At 61.5% G+C, this 19571-nt stretch carries 15 protein-coding genes; 7 read left to right on the plus strand and 8 right to left on the minus strand.

All coding sequences use genetic code 11. The features are described 5' to 3' along the window. Positions 1–14: 14 nt before the first annotated feature. On the minus strand, positions 15–1313 hold the full coding sequence (gene hisD, locus HMPREF2656_RS11565) for a histidinol dehydrogenase (protein WP_070816833.1): 1299 nt from the start codon (positions 1311–1313) through the stop codon (positions 15–17). 134 nt (positions 1314–1447) lie between these two features. Between hisD and HMPREF2656_RS11570 the strand changes: the two genes are divergently transcribed. Genes HMPREF2656_RS11570 through HMPREF2656_RS11585 form a run of 4 tightly spaced genes read left to right on the plus strand, consistent with a single transcriptional unit; the run spans position 1448 to position 6927 of the window. Next, positions 1448–2407, plus strand: a complete 960-nt coding sequence (locus HMPREF2656_RS11570; protein ID WP_070816834.1) for an L-lactate dehydrogenase — start codon at positions 1448–1450, stop codon at positions 2405–2407. A 52-nt stretch (positions 2408–2459) separates the two neighbouring features. Then, positions 2460–2855 carry a (deoxy)nucleoside triphosphate pyrophosphohydrolase gene (locus tag HMPREF2656_RS11575; protein ID WP_070816835.1) on the plus strand — a complete coding sequence of 132 codons (396 nt, stop codon included), beginning with the start codon at positions 2460–2462 and terminating at the stop codon, positions 2853–2855. 7 nt (positions 2856–2862) lie between these two features. Beyond that, positions 2863–5991 carry a DEAD/DEAH box helicase gene (locus tag HMPREF2656_RS11580; RefSeq protein WP_070816836.1) on the plus strand — a complete coding sequence of 1043 codons (3129 nt, stop codon included), beginning with the start codon at positions 2863–2865 and terminating at the stop codon, positions 5989–5991. Between the two features lie 45 nt (positions 5992–6036). Beyond that, positions 6037–6927: a hypothetical protein gene (locus HMPREF2656_RS11585; RefSeq protein ID WP_141750434.1), complete on the plus strand. Its 891-nt coding sequence runs from the start codon at positions 6037–6039 to the stop codon at positions 6925–6927. Here the strand turns inward: HMPREF2656_RS11585 and HMPREF2656_RS11590 are convergent. The 5 genes from HMPREF2656_RS11590 to HMPREF2656_RS11610 form a co-directional block, all read right to left on the minus strand. Continuing rightward, entirely contained in the window at positions 6905–8068 is a 1164-nt protein-coding gene (locus HMPREF2656_RS11590) for an ATP-binding cassette domain-containing protein (protein ID WP_168167570.1), read from the minus strand. The two genes, HMPREF2656_RS11585 and HMPREF2656_RS11590, sit on opposite strands and share 23 nt — an antisense overlap. Next, positions 8059–8766 carry an energy-coupling factor transporter transmembrane component T family protein gene (locus HMPREF2656_RS11595; RefSeq protein ID WP_246825165.1) on the minus strand — a complete coding sequence of 236 codons (708 nt, stop codon included), beginning with the start codon at positions 8764–8766 and terminating at the stop codon, positions 8059–8061. The genes HMPREF2656_RS11590 and HMPREF2656_RS11595 overlap by 10 nt, the downstream gene beginning before the upstream one ends. 9 nt (positions 8767–8775) lie before the next feature. Next, positions 8776–9582: a glycosyl transferase family 9 gene (locus tag HMPREF2656_RS11600; RefSeq protein ID WP_070816837.1), complete on the minus strand. Its 807-nt coding sequence runs from the start codon at positions 9580–9582 to the stop codon at positions 8776–8778. Between the two features lie 90 nt (positions 9583–9672). After that, entirely contained in the window at positions 9673–10668 is a 996-nt protein-coding gene (locus HMPREF2656_RS11605) for a nucleoside hydrolase (RefSeq protein ID WP_070816838.1), read from the minus strand. Further along, a complete protein-coding gene (locus tag HMPREF2656_RS11610; RefSeq protein ID WP_070816839.1) occupies positions 10665–11864 on the minus strand; it encodes an MFS transporter in 1200 nt (399 codons plus the stop codon). Before HMPREF2656_RS11610 ends, HMPREF2656_RS11605 begins: the two co-directional genes overlap by 4 nt. Before the next feature lie 95 nt (positions 11865–11959). Here HMPREF2656_RS11610 and HMPREF2656_RS13175 point away from each other — a divergent pair, with 95 nt between their 5' ends. Then, positions 11960–12487, plus strand: coding sequence for a hypothetical protein (locus HMPREF2656_RS13175; RefSeq protein ID WP_168161869.1), 528 nt, complete (start codon positions 11960–11962; stop codon positions 12485–12487). Here the strand turns inward: HMPREF2656_RS13175 and HMPREF2656_RS13180 are convergent. Together HMPREF2656_RS13180 and HMPREF2656_RS11625 are read right to left on the minus strand one after the other, a co-directional pair. Next, entirely contained in the window at positions 12484–13302 is an 819-nt protein-coding gene (locus HMPREF2656_RS13180) for a hypothetical protein (protein WP_070453093.1), read from the minus strand. The genes HMPREF2656_RS13175 and HMPREF2656_RS13180 overlap by 4 nt on opposite strands. An 88-nt stretch (positions 13303–13390) precedes the next feature. Next, positions 13391–14920 (minus strand): carboxylesterase/lipase family protein, encoded by a 1530-nt coding sequence (locus tag HMPREF2656_RS11625; RefSeq protein ID WP_070816840.1) that lies wholly within the window; start codon positions 14918–14920, stop codon positions 13391–13393. Between the two features lie 100 nt (positions 14921–15020). Between HMPREF2656_RS11625 and HMPREF2656_RS11630 the strand changes: the two genes are divergently transcribed. After that, positions 15021–15926: a hypothetical protein gene (locus HMPREF2656_RS11630; protein WP_070816841.1), complete on the plus strand. Its 906-nt coding sequence runs from the start codon at positions 15021–15023 to the stop codon at positions 15924–15926. Further along, positions 15913–19515 carry an ABC transporter ATP-binding protein gene (locus tag HMPREF2656_RS11635; protein ID WP_070816842.1) on the plus strand — a complete coding sequence of 1201 codons (3603 nt, stop codon included), beginning with the start codon at positions 15913–15915 and terminating at the stop codon, positions 19513–19515. Before HMPREF2656_RS11630 ends, HMPREF2656_RS11635 begins: the two co-directional genes overlap by 14 nt. Positions 19516–19571 lie beyond the last annotated feature (56 nt).

Here is a 19571-nt window from a genome sequence, read left to right on the forward strand (position 1 = left end):
CTCGCCTCCGGCGGCTAGCCTCGCCTTGCCTTGATGGCCTCCCCGTGTGCGGGGAGGCCTTCTTCGTCTGCAAGGGTGATCACGGCATCCGCGACCTCTTCCAGTGCCTCAGCGGAGTACTCGACGATGTTCATCGGTTTGAGGAAGGTGTGCGTGCTCAACCCCGCGGCAAACCTTGCGGTACCTGACGTTGGCAGCACGTGGTTCGAACCTGCCGAGTAGTCCCCCAGTGGCACCGGCGAGTACGGGCCGACGAAGATGGCGCCGGCATTGTTGATCTCGCGCGCCACAGCCTGCGCATTCGCGGTGTGGATCTCCAGGTGCTCGGGCGCGTAGACGTTGGTCACGTGCACGGCAGTCTCGATGTCGTCCACAATCAAAATCCCGGACTGCGGGCCTTCCAGCGCGTCGCGCACGCGGTCAGCGTTGAGCGTGATGCCGTAGCGTTTCGCGATTTCCTTATCGACGAGACCAGCCAGCTCCGGAGAATCCGTAATCAGAATCGATGCGGCCTGCTCGTCGTGCTCCGCCTGGGAGATCAGGTCGTAGGCGAGGTAGACGGGGTCGGCGGTGTCGTCGGCAATGATCGCGATCTCGCTCGGACCGGCTTCCGCGTCAATGCCAACTACGCCGTTGACCAGGCGCTTAGATGCTGCAACGAACACGTTGCCGGGGCCGGTGATCATGTCGACCGGCTCGAGGTCATCGTCACCGTAGGCCATCAGCGCCACCGCCTGTGCGCCGCCAACGGCCCAGACCTCGTCGATACCAAGCAGCGCACATGCGGCGAGGATCGTCGGGTGCGGCTGACCGTCAAAGTCTGCCTGCGGCGGGGTGCACACCACCATGGACTCCACGCCCGCCTCCTGGGCCGGAATCACATTCATCAGCACACTCGACGGGTACACCGCCTTACCGCCGGGCACGTAAAGCCCCACGCGATGTACCGGACGGAACACCTCAGTAACAACTGCTCCTGTCGCGAGTTCGGTCTTGCGCGTAGCTGGCTTTTGCTCAGCATGTACCTGTCGGATCCGCTGAATCGAGGTTTCCAGTGCAGCGCGAACATCAGCATCCAAACCATCCAACGCGGCCCGCATGGCATCCGAAGAAACTCGAACCGCTTCTGGGCGTACTCCGTCAAAACGTTCCCCGTATTCAAGTGCTGCCTCGGCACCGCGGCGACGGACGTCGTCGACAATCGGCGCGACCTGTTCTGCTGCGGAGCCGACATCGGTACCTGCACGAGGAAGAATTGCACGCAGTTCTCGTACCGAGGTCTCTCGTCCTCGCAGGTCTGTCACGTTTAGCATGATGCTCCTTTGATTGTCGTGGACATCAATAGATGTTATCCAGCATTCGCCCCTTAAAAAGCGGATTGACGAAGTAACCTCGAAGCCGCCAACCCACCCCGCTCCCCGTAATCAACACATGGAATAATGGTCATATGTTTGTCACTCAAGGTTCGAAAGCTGTCCTCATCGGCGCCGGCGCTGTCGGAACCGCGTACGCCTACGCCATCTTGAACCAGGGTCTGGCAGATCATCTCGCCATTATCGACCTCAACGAGGATCTTGCATGGGCTGAGGTAGAAGACCTCAATCACGCGATCCCGTTTTCTGGCCACCACATGGATGTCACGGTTGGCACCTATGAGGACTGCAAGGATGCGGCACTCGTGGTCAATTGCGCAGGCGTTGCACAGCGCGACGGCGAGACGCGGCTGGATCTTGTGGCGCGCAATGTGAAGATTTTCGAGTCCATCAACAAACAAGTCATGGCCGCCGGCTTCAACGGCATCTACGTCGTGGCCACCAATCCAGTGGATGTGCTGACCTACGTGTCCTGGAAGCAGACCGGACTGCCATCGAATCAGGTCATCGGCGCAGGCACCGTGCTGGATACGGCGCGCTGGCGCCACAACCTGGGACAGCACTTCGATATTGCTCCCTCTGCGGTGCACACCCACATCATCGGCGAGCACGGCGACACCGAATTGCCTGTTCTGTCCTCCGGCTCCATCGGTGGTGTTCCCCTCCCCGCTCTGCTTGAGTCGGAAGCCGCCCGCAACCCGGATATTTACACACAAATCGACGAGATGTTTGTGCGTACCCGCGACGCCGCCTACGACATCATCAAACGCAAGGGCAACACCGCCTTCGGCATCGGCAACGCGCTCGCACGCATCACCCGCGCGATCCTGCGCAACGAGGACGTCGTCCTGCCGGTCTCTGCGCTTCTTGAGGGCGAATACGGCCTCAACGACATCTACATCGGCACCCCAACCGTGCTCAACCGTGGCGGCGTGCGTAACGTCGTCGAGCTTCGTCTCAACGACGACGAAACCGCCAAGTTCCACCACTCCGCCAAGGTCCTGCGCGAGGTTATCGACAAGGCAGAGATCTAAGAGCATTTGCGTATCGACGACCCCACGTCGGCGCGCTGTTTAAACTGACCTCATGGTGAAAACGATCGAGGTCGTCGGTGCGGTCATCATCCAAGATGGCCGCATTTTCGCTGCCAAGCGCGGAAAAGGTAAATCCATGGCGGGTTTCTGGGAGTTTCCTGGCGGCAAGATTGAGCCCGGCGAGAGCCCTCAAGCAGCACTTGCACGCGAACTTAAGGAAGAGCTCCGGATCGAAGCGGAAGTCGGCGAGTTTGTTGTGACTACCAGGCATGACACTGGTGATGTTGTTGTGGAACTGTCTACCTACATCTGCGAGCTCGTCTCCGGAACACCCATACTCACCGAGCACGAAGAGGTCCGCTGGGTTGCGGCCAACAAGCTCTCATACCTCACCTGGGCGCCTGCAGACATTCCAACTGTCGAGCTACTGGCAGAAAGGTTTGGGTAGAGCACCAATGCCTATCAACGACGCCTCGCTTCCCCTCGGCGCATACGAAACTCCGGTAACCAAACGTCTTCTTGAACGGCTCGCCGCGACAGAAGCAGAACATGGTTTTCAGCGCCCCGCATTGGAGGACGCCACAGATCAGCACCGCGAACGCTATACCGACGCCATCACTCGGGTTCTCGCAGATCATCTGACACAGAAGCTTTTGAATACTCGCGAGCCGCTGCAACGCGTCGAACTGATTAACACGCTTGCGGAACTCATCGACCCCGATGATGCGATTGAGTCAGAGACACTGCTCCACGCGGTGTACGAGGCGTCGCTCGGTGAGCCTCCGCGCTTCCAACCAACATCACTGACGGGTGCTTCTCTGCTCACGAACGCCAGTAGTGATCTCAGCATGGCGGCAGAAATTAAACGCGAGATCCGAACCGCCGACAGCGTCGACCTACTCTGCGCGTTTATCAAAAACTCCGGCATCGCAGTCATCCGTGACCAGCTCGAGTATCTCCGCGACAACAACATTCCGTTGCGCGTGATCACATCGACCTACTGCGGCGCATCCGATATCGAGGCGATTAACCGGCTTGTCGAAGAGTTCGGTGCCGAAGTCAAGGTGGGCTATGAGTCACGCGATACGCGACTGCATGCCAAGGCCTGGTTGTTCCGTCGTAATTCAGGCTTCGACACCGCATATATCGGCAGCTCAAACCTGTCCAACTCTGCGCTTATCGATGGCGTGGAGTGGAACGTCCGCGCATCGCGAACCTCCACGCCTGAGATCCTGCGCAAGTTCGAGGCAGTCTTTGAGACGTATTGGAACGACAAGCACTACGCAACCTACGAGCCGAAGGCTGACCACGACCGGCTTTTCGAAGCCCTCAAGCGCGAACGTTTTGGCACTACCCCATCCGACCGCATTGAGCTCTCCGGCCTTGAGGTGCAGCCTTGGCCGTACCAACAGGCAATGCTTGAGGCACTGGAGGCAGAGCGCGACGTACATGACCGTCACCGAAACCTTCTCATCGCAGCAACTGGCACTGGAAAGACCGTTGTTGCGGCGTTGGATTACAAGGGGTTGGCTGCGGCGTCGAAAAGCAAGCCTTCGCTCCTTTTCGTCGCGCATCAGCGCGAATTGTTACGACAGGCGATGCGCACGTACCGGGAGGTACTTCGCGACAATAACTTTGGCGAACTGTTTGATGGAACGCACACGCCACGGCAGGGCACACACATCTTTGCCACTATCCAAACGCTGCATAAACACGTGGAAAGCTTCCCTCCTAAGAAGTTCGACGTGGTGGTTATCGACGAGTTCCACCACGCCGAAGCCTCCACATACAAAAAGGTGCTCGACTACCTCAAGCCGAAGGAACTCCTCGGTCTTACCGCCACACCCGAGCGCGGCGACGGCGTCAACGTCCAGCGTTTCTTCGACTATCGCGTCGCCTACGAACTGCGTCTCTGGGATGCACTGCAACTCGGCCTCGTGGCACCAATGCACTACTTCGGCATCAACGACGAGACGGACCTCCGAAGCGTGAAATGGTCGCGCTCAAGCCGCGCTTACGACACCGCTTCACTGAGCGAGTTTTACGTTCGGCTTGGAGATTCCCGCGTAAAACTCATCCTCAGCGAACTCCAAAAACGTGTGTTCGACCTCGCGGAGCTCAAGGCTCTCGGCTTCTGCGTCAGCATCGATCACGCACGATTCATGGCGGAACGGTTTAACCATTTTGGTATTCCGGCTGCAGCCGTTACTTCAAAGACACCACAAATTGACCGTGACCAGGCTATCCAACGCCTCCGCGACGGCGAGCTCAAAGTGCTGTTCACCGTCGACCTGTTTAACGAGGGTGTCGACATCCCCGAGCTCAACACCTTGTTGCTGCTGCGCCCGACTGAGAGCCCGATCATCTTCCTCCAACAGCTCGGCCGCGGCTTGCGCAAGATGCCAGGCAAGGTGTGTACCGTCCTGGACTTCATCGGCGAACAACACACAAACTTCGACTTTGAACGCAGGTATGCAGCGCTCACCGGTCGGCGTGGCAAACGCTTAAAGACGGAGATTGAGCAAGAGTTTCCCTCCCTTCCTGGTGGCACCCATATTCAACTCGACCGAGTCACACAAGAACGGGTACTTCAAAACGTCAAGCGTGTTGCAGGCAATTCAATCGTCAAGATCCGTGAGCTTGTACAGCAAGAAGCGACGACGGATCTTTCGTCATTCCTAGCTAACACTGGTCTTTCACTCGAAGATCTCTACCGCAACCGGGCCGACGGTGGATGGACACGGTTGTTGCGAAGCCAAGATCTTCTCCCTGTCCCCGAAACAGTTCCCGAGCGCGAAGAATTTTTCCTCACTCGGATTCGCTCAATGTTGCACGTCAACGACCCGCTTCGAGCAGAACGATACCTTGCCATTGTGGATGCGAACGGGCCGACGTACGACACAATGTCGCCTGAGGACCAGACGTTTACCCGCATGTTGGTCACGATGATTTGGGCAAACCAATCGGGAGTCCAACCACCGGAGACTTTCGACGACGCACTGTCAGCTATCCGAAGCGTCCCTTCCTTTAGGAATGAACTTCAGCAGATTTTCGACTACCGCCTTGACCAATCACGCGTGACTCCAAAACCCGTTACTGGCCCCGGCGCACCTGTGCTGTTCACCCACGCGGACTACTCCACCGCTGAGCTGACTGCTGCTGTACGTACCGCTCCCCTGAAGAAGCTTCTCCATTTGCCGCGCGAAGGTGTGTACCACGCCACCGAATCCGATCTGGACCTGTTCTTCGTCACTCTTTCCAAGAACGAAGCGGACTTCTCCGAAACCACCCGCTACGCCGATTACCCAATATCTCCTGATCTGTTCCAGTGGGAATCACAATCGACAACCAAGTTGGATTCCAAAGCTGGCCAGCGATACATCCACCACTTGGAGAACAACCACTCGATCTATTTGTGTGTACGCAACACCCGACTCGATGCTGCTGGAGTTGCACGTGCATTCACGCTCCTTGGCGACGTGTCACACGTACGCCACTCAGGCGAAAAGCCAATCCGTTTCGAGTGGCAGCTGCACAGGCCGATGCCCGCAGGTTTGTACGAGCAAGGGCGAGCGGTGGTGTAGGAGGGCTCTAGCCTTAATGCCATAATCGAATTCATGTTTCGCCACGTGACGCGCACAGTCGCGATTTTTACTTCGCTCGGTTTGGCCTTAACTGCTTGCTCGGGTGAACCACAAGACCTTCCAGAGCCGCCCGTTTCCGCTTCGGATTCTGTTGCTGAGAATGCCTCACCTGCGCCAGATGCGGAGCCGTCCTACACGGATGTTTCTGCTGACAGGTTCGAGGTGGACCCCCTCGCGTATGCCTTCTTCGGTGCAGCCTCCTCCGAGCGTGGCTGTGTGGTTCCTACCCGCGAAGACGCTCAAAACGGGCCAGCGTTCGGATGCAAGATCGAGCTCGACGTGCCCGAAACTGCACTGGCTGACCTTGGCTACCCCGCTGAAGGCAACGTAGCCACCGCAGTGCGATATGACCCGGTCATCGGCTTCTACACGTTTAGCTCGAAAACAGATCCCTTCGCTATGGACGCTCCACAACTCAACCCTGGTGAGCGCGTCACACTCACCGACTTCACCTTCACTCGTGTGGACGATGAAACGCTGATCGTGGAACGTGGCCTGAGCAAAATCACCATCAAAGACGGTGAAATTGTCCAGGAGAATCCCGACCCGAACCGAGAAGATGCAGCGGTTACTTCCGCCGCTGAAGGCACTCGATGTGGAACCGTGACCAGTACCGAGGGACCGGACCGAGCAGTCATCGCGCTGAAAAAGGACACCGATTGCGTGGCGGCTATGGAAGTAGTCAATGACTACACGTCACCTAACCCGACGGGAGGCGCGGCGACAAGCACCAGCCTCGATTGGACCGCACCGAATGGATGGGAGTGCGCCCGTGGACATCACCCCCCGGGGCAGCCGTGGAACAACATCAATACCCGTCCGGTGTGCAAGGGAGACGCCGGCTCCGTTGTGATCATCGAAGAAGACTTGCTCTAACCACCGCGTACTCCCCTACCTCCGCGGCGAAGCTGGTGTCGTGGCAGGTGAAGATCACCGCCTGACCGCGTGCCAGGCCTGCTGCGATGAGGGCGTGGGCACGCTCGCGGGAGGGGATGTCGAGGCCGACGTCGGGCTCGTCCAGAAGCACAAGGTCGCGCCCCTGGGCGAACACCTGGGCGAGCTGTGCGAGCCGGAAATGCGCTGATGGAAGGTCCAGCGGGTGGACGTCTGGGTCCAAACCAAGTGCGGCGACGGCGTCATTGTTGCCGATGAACCGTTCCACGGTGGATTCGGCGAGCTGGTCTGCGGCGCGCTGCAGTGCCAGCGACACGGTCACCCCGCGGGTTTGTTCCAGGCCCGGGTTGTCGTCGAGGCCGGCCATCGTGCGAAGGAGCGTTGTCTTGCCGGCGCCGTTGTCGCCACGTAGCCACACAGCCTCGCCGGGGCGCACAGTCAGTTGCACCGGCCCGGCCGTGAGCGCCGGTTCTGTCGAGGTGCGGAACTGCCACCACTTGCGGGGTGTTTCGCCACGCACCGCGGAGACTTCGCCGAGGTCGATCGGCTCGCCGGTTGCTGTGACGCGATCGGGCAACTGCAGGCCCGGACTTGATGGGACGTCCGGCTGGAGGGTGCCGTCCGCGAGACCGAGCGCGGCCGAGTCGATGTCGCGAAGCCGTGTCCCCAGAATGACCACCTTCGACGGCAACGAGCCCAACAATTCGGTGATGCGGGTACAGGAGGTTGGGTCGAGGCCGGCGAAGGGGTCGTCGAGAAGCAAGGTGCCCGGCTCGAGCACCGCAACGGCTGCGATGGCGAGGCGTCGCGTTTGGCCACCGGAGAGTTGCGCTGGGTTGCGCTCGGCGAGATCGCTCAGACCTGCCGCGAGAAGGATGCGCTCGCAACGCTGGCGCATCTCTTCGGCGGGAATCCCGCGCTGCTCGAGGCCTAGCGCAACTTCCTCGACGACGGTATCGCGAAGATACGACACGTGTGCGGTGGCGTCCTGTTGGACTACGGCGGCGTTGTCCCACTCGCGGTGGACCTGCGCTGCCAGGGTGGTCAGGCCAGCTCCGGAGTTGCCGATCACCTGCACCGTGCGGTGCTCGTCGAGCGCCTGGGTAAGCAACGTCAGATCCACAGCACAACCCCCAAACATGCAAGTGGGATGAGGATGCGGGCGGCGCGCTGGATGCGGCTGTCGTGGACGGGGCGCAGCACGGTGCGGGGGCCAGTGAGGTCGTAGCCTGCGGTCTCTAAGGCTTGGCCGCGAGCGCCGGCTTGGGTGAGTAACTCGGTAAGCACCGGCATGATCAGGTTCGGGATCACGGTTTTTAGAGTGACGCGCTGGCCTTTAAGCCGGTTGGCGTCGCGGACGATTCGGGCCCGGTGTGCGCCTTGGGGCCCGAGTTGCAGTGTCGTGCCGGCGATGTAACCGATCCGGTTGCCACCCGGTGCCGCCTGCAGTGCCTTGGCCAGGTCCGGGGTGCGCGACCATGCGACGGCCGCGAGCAGGCTGGCAATCAGTGCGGTGAAACGTGCGGCTAACTCCCCTGCTGCGGCAAGTCCGTCGCTAGTAAGCAGCGGCGCGATGCGGTGCTCCCCGTAGGGCGCGTGGATGAGCACCATGGATGCTGCGACCGGGGCGGCAAGCAACGCGGTGGCCGCAATGAGCGCAACGTTGCGGGTGCGCCACGTCCCCAGGACCATTGCCGCGGCCAGCACTGCGAGTGAAACTTCTGGCCGGTTCAGCCCGAGCACCAGAATCCAGCCCGACGCCCCGATGGCCAAAGCGGTCAACGGGTTCACACGGGTTGAAGGGCTCAGACGGTCTGCCACGGAAGTGCTTTACGCCTCAGGTGTCGATGCTGGTGCGACAGGTTCTTGTGGCGCGAAGGCAGCCACGGTGCGCTTCGGCAGCGCCTTGACCGTGGCGTATGCGATGAACAGGACGATGAGCTTATCCACCGGGTCCGAGATAAACGCCTGGGTGGTTACCGACGCGATCAGGGACCCACCCATCTCGCGGAACAGGCTCACCAGCGCACCGGTGCCCACACCGGCGGTACCGCCGTAGACATATGCGGCAACCGGGGCTGCAACCATGCCGCCCACCACGCCGAGCACAAGGCCAAAGCCAACCACGGTGCCAGGGTTACGCAGCGCGTTGAAGCGGTGAATGAACACACCCGCCAACCAGCCGACCAAGGCCGCACCGGCGGCGAACGGCAGGGCGGCCGGGTTGACCAGACCCCACACCACGTTGTTCAGCGCACCGGTGGCCATGCCCGCAACCGGGCCGGCCAAGGCTGCAACCAGCACGGTACCCACGGAGTCGAGGTACAGCGGCAGACCAATCGAGCCGACGATCTCGCCGATGACGGAGTTGATGATGATCGCAATCGGAATCAGCCCAAGCGTGCGCGCCGGCAACACAGGGACGATGGCCACGAGTAGCAGCAGGGTGCCCACGCCGTAGCCCGCCAGCAACGTAATGCCAGGACCGGAGCCTGTGACCTGATCCCAGTCAGCGGGGCGGACAAGAACGAAGTAGAGCCAGGTCGCGGCGATAATCAGCGCGCCAAGGGCAACAAGAACGCGACGCAGCGGGGTCCACTGCGCCTTCTGCGAGTTTTGAGAAGTGGTGTGTGACATGGATCTTTCCGTAATTCTCACGGGCAAATGAGCAATTGCGCCCTGCCTATGTCACCTCGGCAGGAACGTCCAGATCAGGCAGTGTAGCAGTTAGTCGTCCGCTTTGAGGTGGCGCAGTTCCATAAGACTCGTATCACCCGCCACCACGCGTGCATGGATCTCGCAGGCCCAGTCAAAGGACTCCCACGCGGCATCGATGTCCGCAGCGGTGACCAGGCGCGCGTTGGGTTCGCGCTCCCAAATGTCGCGCAGATCCGCCACTGAGGTGCCGCGGGTGAGGTCGGAATCGGTCTCGACGGCGATCGTCGTCAAGCAATGCTCAACGTCCACCGCATCAAGCGCGATGAGCACCGTGAGCAGGTCGTGGATCTGCGCGCGGTAGCCCTCCCCGACCTCCTCGTGGAACTCGAAGTAGAACCGCACAATGTCACCCAAGTGCTGGGCAATCGGGCTCGCGCCTAGCTTTGCGACGACCCCCTCCAACCGCTCAGGCTCAAGCAACATCTTCTCCGTCACGCCAAGTGAGCACAACGTGATCGGGGTCGGTGTCATGTCGAAGACGTCGGCGGCGGCGTGCGGATCAACCCAGAAGTTCCACTCCGCCGTCGGCGTGGTGTTGCCCGGATAGTTCACCGCACCACCCATCACCGTGATGTGCTTCAAACGCGCAAAGTGCTGCGGGTGGGCGTGAGCGAAAAACGCCAGGTTGGTCATGGGGCCGGTGACGATGAGGTGCAGATCGTCTGTGCCACGCTCAATCGCGTCGATCCACAGCGCCTCCCAATCGTGCTCAACGTGACGCTCCGGTGCGGTGGCATACCCAAGCCCCGTATCGCCGTGGGTTTCCGGCGTGGTGGTCAGCTCCACCTCAAGCGGTGCCGGTACTCCAGCGGCGAGAGAGATAATCGGCAAACCGCACAACGACAGGATCCATGCGGCGTTCTTGGCACACTGGTCGGCGTCGACGTTGCCGGCAGTCGTGGTCACGCACTCAAGCTCATGGATGCCTGCCTGCGTGGCCGCGGTCAGCCAGATGAGGGCTAAGGTGTCGTCGATACCCGGGTCGCAGTCCAGAATTACTCTCATCGTGGCTCCTTCACCATCGTTTCCTTACCGATGATCAGCCACACCACAGCCGCCACCGCACACATTGCACCGCATACGCCGAACGCGGCAGTAAAGCCTGCGGTCTGCGCAATCGCACCGACAACCACAGGTGCGAAAATCTGGCCCGCATCCTGCGTCATCTGGAATGTGGATAACACCTTACCGCCGGAGCGTTCATTGCCAATGATGTCCGCCAACGCTGCCTGAATGGACGGGCTCATCGTGCCGGAAGCCACGCCGGCCAGCACCGACCAGATCATGAGCGGCCAGAAACTCGTCGCCGTGCCAAGCACCACCGTAAACACTGCAGACATTGCCATGCCCGCAAAGATCATCGGGCGCCTGCCAAAATGATCCGACATACGCCCGGAAAACTGCAGCATGATCGCCATGCCGAGCGCGAACGCCGTAAGCGCGAAACCAGCCGCTGCCCCGCCTTGCTCAAACACCGCGGCGGCAAAGAGCGGCAACACCGCCACGCGTGCACCCATATTCACAAACCCATTGGTAAACGCCGCGACCAGCAATCCCCTGTAGGTGGGCACCTTCCAGGCGCTCCGCAGCCGCATCGCGGGCTTCGCCTTCGGCAACGCCTTCGCACCTGAACGCGGCTGTGTAAGCCACGCGACGAGGCCGGCCGCAATCGCGACCGCCACGCCATAAATGGCAAACGGGATACGGAATCCCAAATACGACAACGCTGCGCCCACGATCGGACCGAACACATTGCCCACAAGAAATGCCGAAGCGTACAACGCGTTCGCGCGGCCACGGATCGAAGGATGCGTCACCCGCACAATCAGTGCCTGTGCCGACAACGTGAACATCGTCGAGCCGAAACCCGCGATGAACCGCAACGCAAGAATCTGCCAATACGCCTGGGCAAACGCCACGCAGAACGTGGAGACAGCCACAATGCTCAAGCCTGTGAGGTAGATCGGGCGCGAGCCCAGTTTGTCCACCAGCACACCCGCGCCGGGCGCACCAAGCAACCTGGCGAGAGCAAACACAGACACGACCGCACCTGCTGCGGCCATGGATACGTTGAAACTTCCCGCAAACTGCGGGAGCACCGGAGCGATTAACCCGTACCCGAGCGCAACAATGAAGGCGGCGCCCGTGAGCACCCAAATGGTGCGGGGTATCGACGGTTTCACCACCTTATTCGCACTCATAAACAGCAAGGTTACACAACGCGTCAAATAGCCGTATCGCCCATATGTTCGAATATGCATCGTATGGTGTCGGGGCCACTTTTAGTGTTTGAGCCATGAAGTTGAACGCAAAGAATGCCCTGTCCATGTTCCGCACCTCCCCCACTGTGGATGCCGATGCATACGCCAGTGCCGATTCCTTGGCTGCTGAAATCCGAGACCTCTTCCCCGAGAAGCTGCACGCCATCAACGCGATGATCCACCACCCGCGCTCACTGTCTCGCCCGGCTGCGACCTGGCGGCCACCAGTGATATCGCTACCCCGGATAGACAACGGTCCGACGCTGTCGTTGGCGGTTACGCGGCGGCGTGTTGGCCCGCGCGCCCGCGCTCGTATTCAGGGATACGGGCAGCGCCACATTCCGGCCTACTTGATCGAACTGCGCGTGACCGATGCCGCGGGGGTTCCTGTGGACACGTTGCTTGCCGAGTCCTGGGTGCGCGCGGTCATCCCCGATGATGCTGCCCACACCGTCCACGAAATTCCGGGGGCGAAGGCAGCAAGTTACGTCTGGCTCGTCGACGGGGCGTTCACCCCGATCGAGTCGCCCTCCTCCATGTTCGAAGGACTCAGCGCGGCTTAGTCCTCGTCGAGTTCGTCGAAGTCTTCGTCGTCGAGATCCTCATCATCCTCATCATCGAGGTCCTCGTCGTAGTCTTCGTCGTCTTGGCCGAAGATGTCGTAGACGTCCGGCTCGTCAATCTCGTCGTCGACTGGAAGCAGCTGCGCCTCCCATTCCTCTGCCTGGTCGGCGGCGAGCGACAGCACGTCAAAGAGGCGATCGAAGTCGGTGAAGCTGCCCAGCTCGAGCTTCTCAGCGTCGGCAACTGCCTCATCATGGATGACGTCAAACAGACGTGCGCGGTCCTCCTCAGACAGTTCCGCATCGCCGTCGGACTCCCACAGCTCGCCCTCGGCGTCCTCGATGACATCGTCGTAGTCATCCGGGAGTGCAACGAAGGTCACTGTGGCGCTCGGCACGCCGTTGACAGCTTCGACGACGACCTGCAACTCGGCATTCGCGCCCACTTCGGCGCGCACCTGCTGCGGGTTGACGTGGTCCTGAAAGAACTCGAGATCCCCAATGCGCTCGTCCGTGCTCTCCAGTAGGTCGCGCAGCACGGTTACCACCTGGTCGGTCGCCATGTGCTCAGCAACAGCAGCCACCGCTGCCTCCACGGAAAACACCACAGCAACTAAGACGGCCTCAAACTCATCGTCGTCCTCGTCCACGTCAGCGGCGGCGATGTACACGTTCGCCGCCGGCAGGTGCGGATCAATTTCCACAAACTGCAATTCCAACGCCGCGGACATGGGGACAAACATCGTGTCCCCACCTACGCGCGACTCAATACCGTCGCGGTCCAACGCGGCCGCGATGTCCTCGAAAAAGCTCATGACAGTGGGTTCCTTCCGCATTGACCTTCAGACTGGCTTCAGCCTAGCCACGTTCGCTGACGCGTGCCTGGAATTATCATCGCGGATGTCATAAATCCGTCCGGCTAATTCCCCACTCGCGCATGTCAAACGACTCCCACGCGGTGCGTTGCTCCGCTTTCGGGTCGTATTCCACACGCATGCCGTACTCAAACACCGCAGTCGCACGCCCCGGGTCGTCGCCACGCTTAAACCCGTAGCTGGGCCACTCCGGACCAGGAGCGCCGGTGTGGAAGAACTCGCCCCAGTGGTACTGCATGAGCCGGCTGACCTCTTGGAAGGTGTCCCGCGGCCCGAAGCGATCCAGTTTGGAGGTCACTGTGGCAAAGGGATCGCCATAGACCGCCACAAGGTCAGCTGCATGAATCGCGCCCACGCCCAACTTGCGCATCGCGGCAGATGCGTAGGCGAACCGATACATATAGGTCGGCGCAACCATGCGGTGCGCTGTGGCCAGGATGACACTCGGGGCCCAGAACACGGCGTCTGCCATCAACTCCGCAAAGTCGCCGCGTGCGCCGACATCGTCATATGCCTCGATGACATCCAGTGCATTGTCCGGGTCAAACACGTTCAAGGCCCGGCGCGCAGCGCGTTGGCGCTGGCGGGAGGTTTGGTAGATGGCTTTGGTGAAACTGGCTTCGTCGGAGTTGGTTCCCACGATCAGTGGCACGCGGGCTTGCTCGCCGGCGTTGAACGTGTCAATGGGGTGTTGGGGCAGGCTTGCACTGTCCAGGGTGGGCATGAAGCTGATGTTGAATTGCAGCGCTTCCTTGCTGTTAAACATCAGTGATTGCCCGGCGCGCACAAGGGTTTCTGCGGGGATGTCGCGCAACTGGTCAAGGGTGGTGTCTGGTGCGAAACCGAGTTTCCTGATGAGGGCTTGGACCCACCTGGCGGCTTGGCGCCTCGAGTGGACGCTGGCCGGGGGCGGGGACTGCGCGATTGCGCGGTGGAACAGGCCGCGGGCATCGGGTGCGCACATGAGATGCAGCACGGCAGCACCCCCTGCGGATTCGCCCATGATGGTCACGGCATCTGGGTCGCCGCCGAAGGCTGCGATGTTGTCCCGGATCCACCGCAGGGCGAGGATCTGGTCGCGGATAGCGGGGTTGGCCACGCAGTCGTCGCCAAGCGATCGCACATCGAGGTAGCCGAGCACGCCGAGGCGGAAGTTTAAGGAGACGTAGACAATGTTCGTCGCGGCGGTGAGGCGATGGCCTTGGAGGACTTTTTCGTGGCTGGCGCCGGTGACAAAGGTGCCGCCGTGGAAACAGACAACGACAGACAAGACCTCATCAGTGTCGGGCCTGACGATGTCTAGGTTGAGGCAGTCCTCCGAACCTAGCACCGTGCCACGGATGCCGAAGGTGCCTTGCATGGCGGGTGGGCCGAAGCGTGTGCAGTCGCGCACCCCAGGCCAGGGTTGGACGGGTTTTGGTTCGCGGAATCGGCGAGTACCAGCGGTGTTGGCGCCGAATGGCACGCCACGCCAGGTGCGCATTCCGGTGTGCGGGTCGACTTGACCGCGCACGGCTCCGGCCGTTGTCTGTACGACTGGTTGGCGGCGCGCATTCATGCGTTCAAGCCTAGAGCGTTTCCGCCCGGTCTTCCCGGGATGTGAAGTCGTTCTATGCTGTACCAATTACCTATCGCCAGTTCACGGCAGGAGGATAAGCGTGTTCGGTAACAAGAAATCAACGCAGATCGACGAGGCGGAGCTCCGCAAGGAAATCGTGGTCGCGCTGCAGGAAGATTCAGCGCAGCTGGAAAAGGACGCGGGCAAACTCGGTCGTGTTTTCATCGGCGCTGTGGACAAGGCCGTGCGACTGCAGACCTCTGTGATCCGCGGGTATGTGGATTGGTTGCGCCGCGACAATCCGGATAAGTCGCCGGCACAGATCCAGGCGATTATGGATAAGCATCTGAAAAACACCGTCACGGGCACCGGTGCCGGTGTGGGTGCCGCTGCGGCAGTGCCAGGCGTTGGCCTGTTCACGGGTGCTGCCGCTGTGGCCGGCGAGTCCGCCCTCTTTCTTGATCTCGCGGCGTTTTACGCCATGTCCTCGGCATATTTGCGTGGCGACGACATCTCCGACGCCGAGCACCGCCGCGCCATCGTGCTGACCACGCTGATGGGCACGAAGGGTCTGGCAATCGTGGATACGCTGCTCGGCGAAAACTCCCGCAAGCTGCCTGGCAAGGCCACCCTGTCGCGCTTTTCCGGCCCGACGCTCAATGAGACCAACAACGTGCTGCAGCGCATGGCTATGCGTTCGCTGCGTCGTTCCATGCGTCGCGCCTGGCTGGGCAAGATGATGCCGCTCGGCATCGGCGCAGTTGCTGGTACGACGGTGAACCGCAAACTGGCCGGCAACATCATCGATAACATTCAGCAGGCCCTCGGCCCGGTGCCGTTGCAGTTTGCTACCCCGCTCGAGCCTGAAGACAAGGCCGACGAGACCGGTCGCATCAAAGGTGGCTTCAACCCGAAGGAATTCGCTGCGTGGATTTTGAAGATCTTCCGCGACGGTAAGGACAGTAGCGGGAAGGACAGCGACGACAAGGAACATGAGGACCACTAGCCCACTTCTTACCCAATCGCTCAAGGCGAACCGCGCGCCTGCCGCCGTCGCTTTCGCCGCTGCCATCTTGGCCGCGCTCACCCGCGTGGCCGAGCCCGCTCTTACTGGCCAAGCGATTGATATTGCCACCGGGAATGCGGACGGTTCCGTTGCCCGCGTGGCGTGGCTGATGGTGGCAGTCGCAGCGGCCACCTACGTCCTGAGCATCATCCGGCGCACCACCTCCGGTCGCCTTGCCACGACCTCGCAACACTGGTTGCGCACCAAGATCCTGCGCACGCTGCACCGCCTGGACGGGCCTGGACAGGACAAGATCGTGACCGGCCAGATTGTCTCGCGCTCGATTTCGGATCTGAACATGTACCAGACGGTGCTGGACACTCTGGCGATGATGCTCACACGCATCGTGCAACTGGTAGCCACCTTGATCGTCATGCTGAGCATGGACGTCGCACTGACCGCGATGTCGCTGGCGCTGCTGCCTGTGCTCCTTTGGGAGGCCAACCGGTCGCGCAAAACGCTCTACGCAGCAACGTGGGTCAACCAGCACGCCACCGCAGAACTTGCAGAGCACGTCGAACAAACCGTCTCCGGCGTGCGTGTGGTCAAGGCGTTCGGGCAGGAACAGCGCGAGATCGACCAGCTCGACAACCTTGGTCGCCACCTTTACGCGGTAAAAATGCGGGCGGCGAAACTCACCGCACGCTTCCAGCCGATGCTCTCCCAACTGCCCAAGGTGGCGCTGGTGGTCACCATCATCGCCGGTGGCATGCTCGCCATCCACGGAAGGATCTCCATCGGCCAGTTCGTCGCATTCACCGCGTACCTGACCACGATGACGTCCACCCTTTCCATGCTGACCAACCAGTACGTCCGCATGCAGATGGGTATGAGCTCCTTCGACAGGCTCGCGGATGTGCTGGCACTCGCACCTGAAGAGTCCACCGCGAAGTCCACCGAAAACTTGCCTGCCGAACCCGGCCTGCACTTTAGCGACGTGCACTTTTCCACCGGCGGCCACAACGTCTTAAACGGCTTCACCCTTTCGGTCGCGCCGGGCGAGACCGTTGCAATGGTCGGCCCGCCCGGCGCGGGCAAAACCATGGCGGTGCAGCTAGCTGGCGGGTTCTACACCCCGGATACGGGCACGGTCACCGGTGGCGATGTGGTCTGTGTTTTCGACGACGCCTTCCTTTTCTCTTCCTCCGTGCGCGATAACATCGCCATGGGGGCTGCCGATAACATGTCGCCGGACGAACTTGATGCCGCAGTGCGCGAGGCGGCACGTCTCGCCCTGGCAGACGAGTTCATCGAGCGCCTCCCCGACGGCTACGACACCCAAGTCGGTGAGCGTGGCCTCACCCTTTCCGGTGGTCAGCGCCAGCGCATCGCGCTCGCCCGCGCCCTCATGTCGACACCGAAGGTGCTCGTGCTTGACGACGCCACCAGCGCCATCGACTCCATCAACGAAGCCCACATCTTGGCCAACCTACGCGAGGCACTCAGCGACATCGCAGTGCTGACCGTGGCCCACCGCCAATCAACGGTGGATCATGCGGATCGGGTAGCGGTGGTGCGCGGTGGGGTCGTCGTCAAGCAAGGGCCCCGCGACGAGGTCATGGCAACCGACGAGTATCGCGCCTCCATGGACCCCGAGTCCGAAACGCTGTACGAGGAGATTGGCAACCTGTGGCCCGAGGTGGACACCGAACCCCAGGAACGCGTGATCGTGCCGACGAGCGGGCGCGCCTCCACCATCAACGCCACCCCGGAACTGCTCGCGCGTGTGGAGCGCCTCCCGGAAGCGCGCGAACTGCCAGATCTGGCCGAGCAGACACTGACCCGCCTGCGCACCCCGTCGAGCGAATTCCACATCCGCGACATGTTCAAGGCCGTGCGCTGGCTCATCGCAGGCACCGTCGCCCTGCTGATTGTGGGCGTGCTGGCGGACTTGGCCTTCCCCACCATCGTGCGCGCCGCCGTGGACCGCGGCATTACCCCAATTAACCAGGAGAACCTGATCAACGCGGGGCTCATTGCGCTCGGTGTGGTCGCGATCGCCTGGGCCTCGGATGCACTCATGACTGTTTTGTCGTCGCGCTCCGGCGAACGCCTCCTCTACGGGCTGCGCCTGCGCTCCTACGCGCACCTGCAGCAACTGGGGTTGAGTTACTTCGAATCGCGACTGTCCGGCAAGATCATGACGCGCATGACCACGGACATCGACACCTTGTCGAGCTTCCTACAAACCGGGCTTGCCCAGGCGATTGTCGCCGTCGGCTCTCTCGTGGGCGTGATCGTTATGCTCGTTGCCACAGACGGCGAACTCACCCTCATCGCGCTGACCGCCGTCCCGGTGATTGTCGTCGCTACCTGGGCGTTCAGAGTCTTCTCCAAGCGCTACTACCAGGCCTCACGCGAACAGATCTCCACGGTCAACGGCGAGTTCGCGGAACTCATCGGCGGCATCCGCACCACCCAAACCCACCGCGCGCAGCCCCACTTCGAAGCGCACTTCACCGCCCTAAGCGACGAATACCGCCACCTGCGCATGCGCTCCGTCACCCTGGTCGCGCTGTACTTCCCAGGCATGCACTTCATCTCCCAAACCATGACCGCCGTCATCGTCGGCTTTGGTGCGGGACGCATCGCCGACGGATCGCTGTCCGTCGGTGTGCTCGTCGCATTCACCATGTACTTAGGCCAGCTCTACGGCCCCATCCAGCAGCTTGGCCAAATCTTCGACTCCTGGCAGCAAGCCACCGTCAGCTTCGACCGCATCCGCGCTCTACTTGCCCAACGCACCACCGTCCCCGATACCGGCACCAACCCGGGTGCTCACAGCGCCGCAAGTGGGCCATTGCTTTTCGACGACACCACCTTCTCCTACTCCGCCTCCACCGATACAGACGCCTCCCCCGTGATCGACCACATGGACCTGACCATCGAGCCAGGTACCACCGTGGCACTCGTCGGCCCTACCGGCGCAGGCAAATCCACCGTGGTCAAACTGCTCGTCCGGTTCTACGACCCCACCTCCGGTGAGGTGCGCGCATCCGGCACAAACATCGCGGAGTTCCCGCTTGCAGACTGGCGCCGCGCACTCGCCCAGGTCCCACAGGAGTCCTACCTCTTCCCTGGCACCGTCGCAGACAACATCGCCTACGGCGCGCCGGGCGCGACCCCAGAGGAGATCGAGGCGGCGGTGAACCGCATTGGCGCGCTCGGTGTCGTCGATACGATCCCCGGCGGCTTCAACGCGCGCGTCGGTGAACGCGGCCGAGGCTTGAGTTCCGGTCAGCGCCAAATCATCGCACTCGCACGCGCGGAGATGCTCTCCCCTGCCGTGCTGCTTCTCGACGAAGCTACCGCCACCCTTGATCCCGCAACCGAACGCGCGGTGCTCGACGCCGCCGACCGTGCAACCTCGGGGCGCACGTCAGTGGTCGTCGCACACCGCCTCGCAACCGCTGCGAGGGCCGACCGAATACTCGTCATCGACGAAGGACGTATCATTGAGGACGGTTGCCACGAGGACCTCCTCACCGCCGGCGGTAGGTATGCCCAAATGTGGGCTGCCAACCGCTAACGGGGGTGAAAGACGGAAACCCCGTGGACAGGAACAACCCAAGTTCGCGCCATATC

This window comes from Corynebacterium sp. HMSC034B08 (assembly GCF_001835805.1).
GTDB classification, from domain to species: Bacteria; Actinomycetota; Actinomycetes; order Mycobacteriales; family Mycobacteriaceae; genus Corynebacterium; species Corynebacterium coyleae.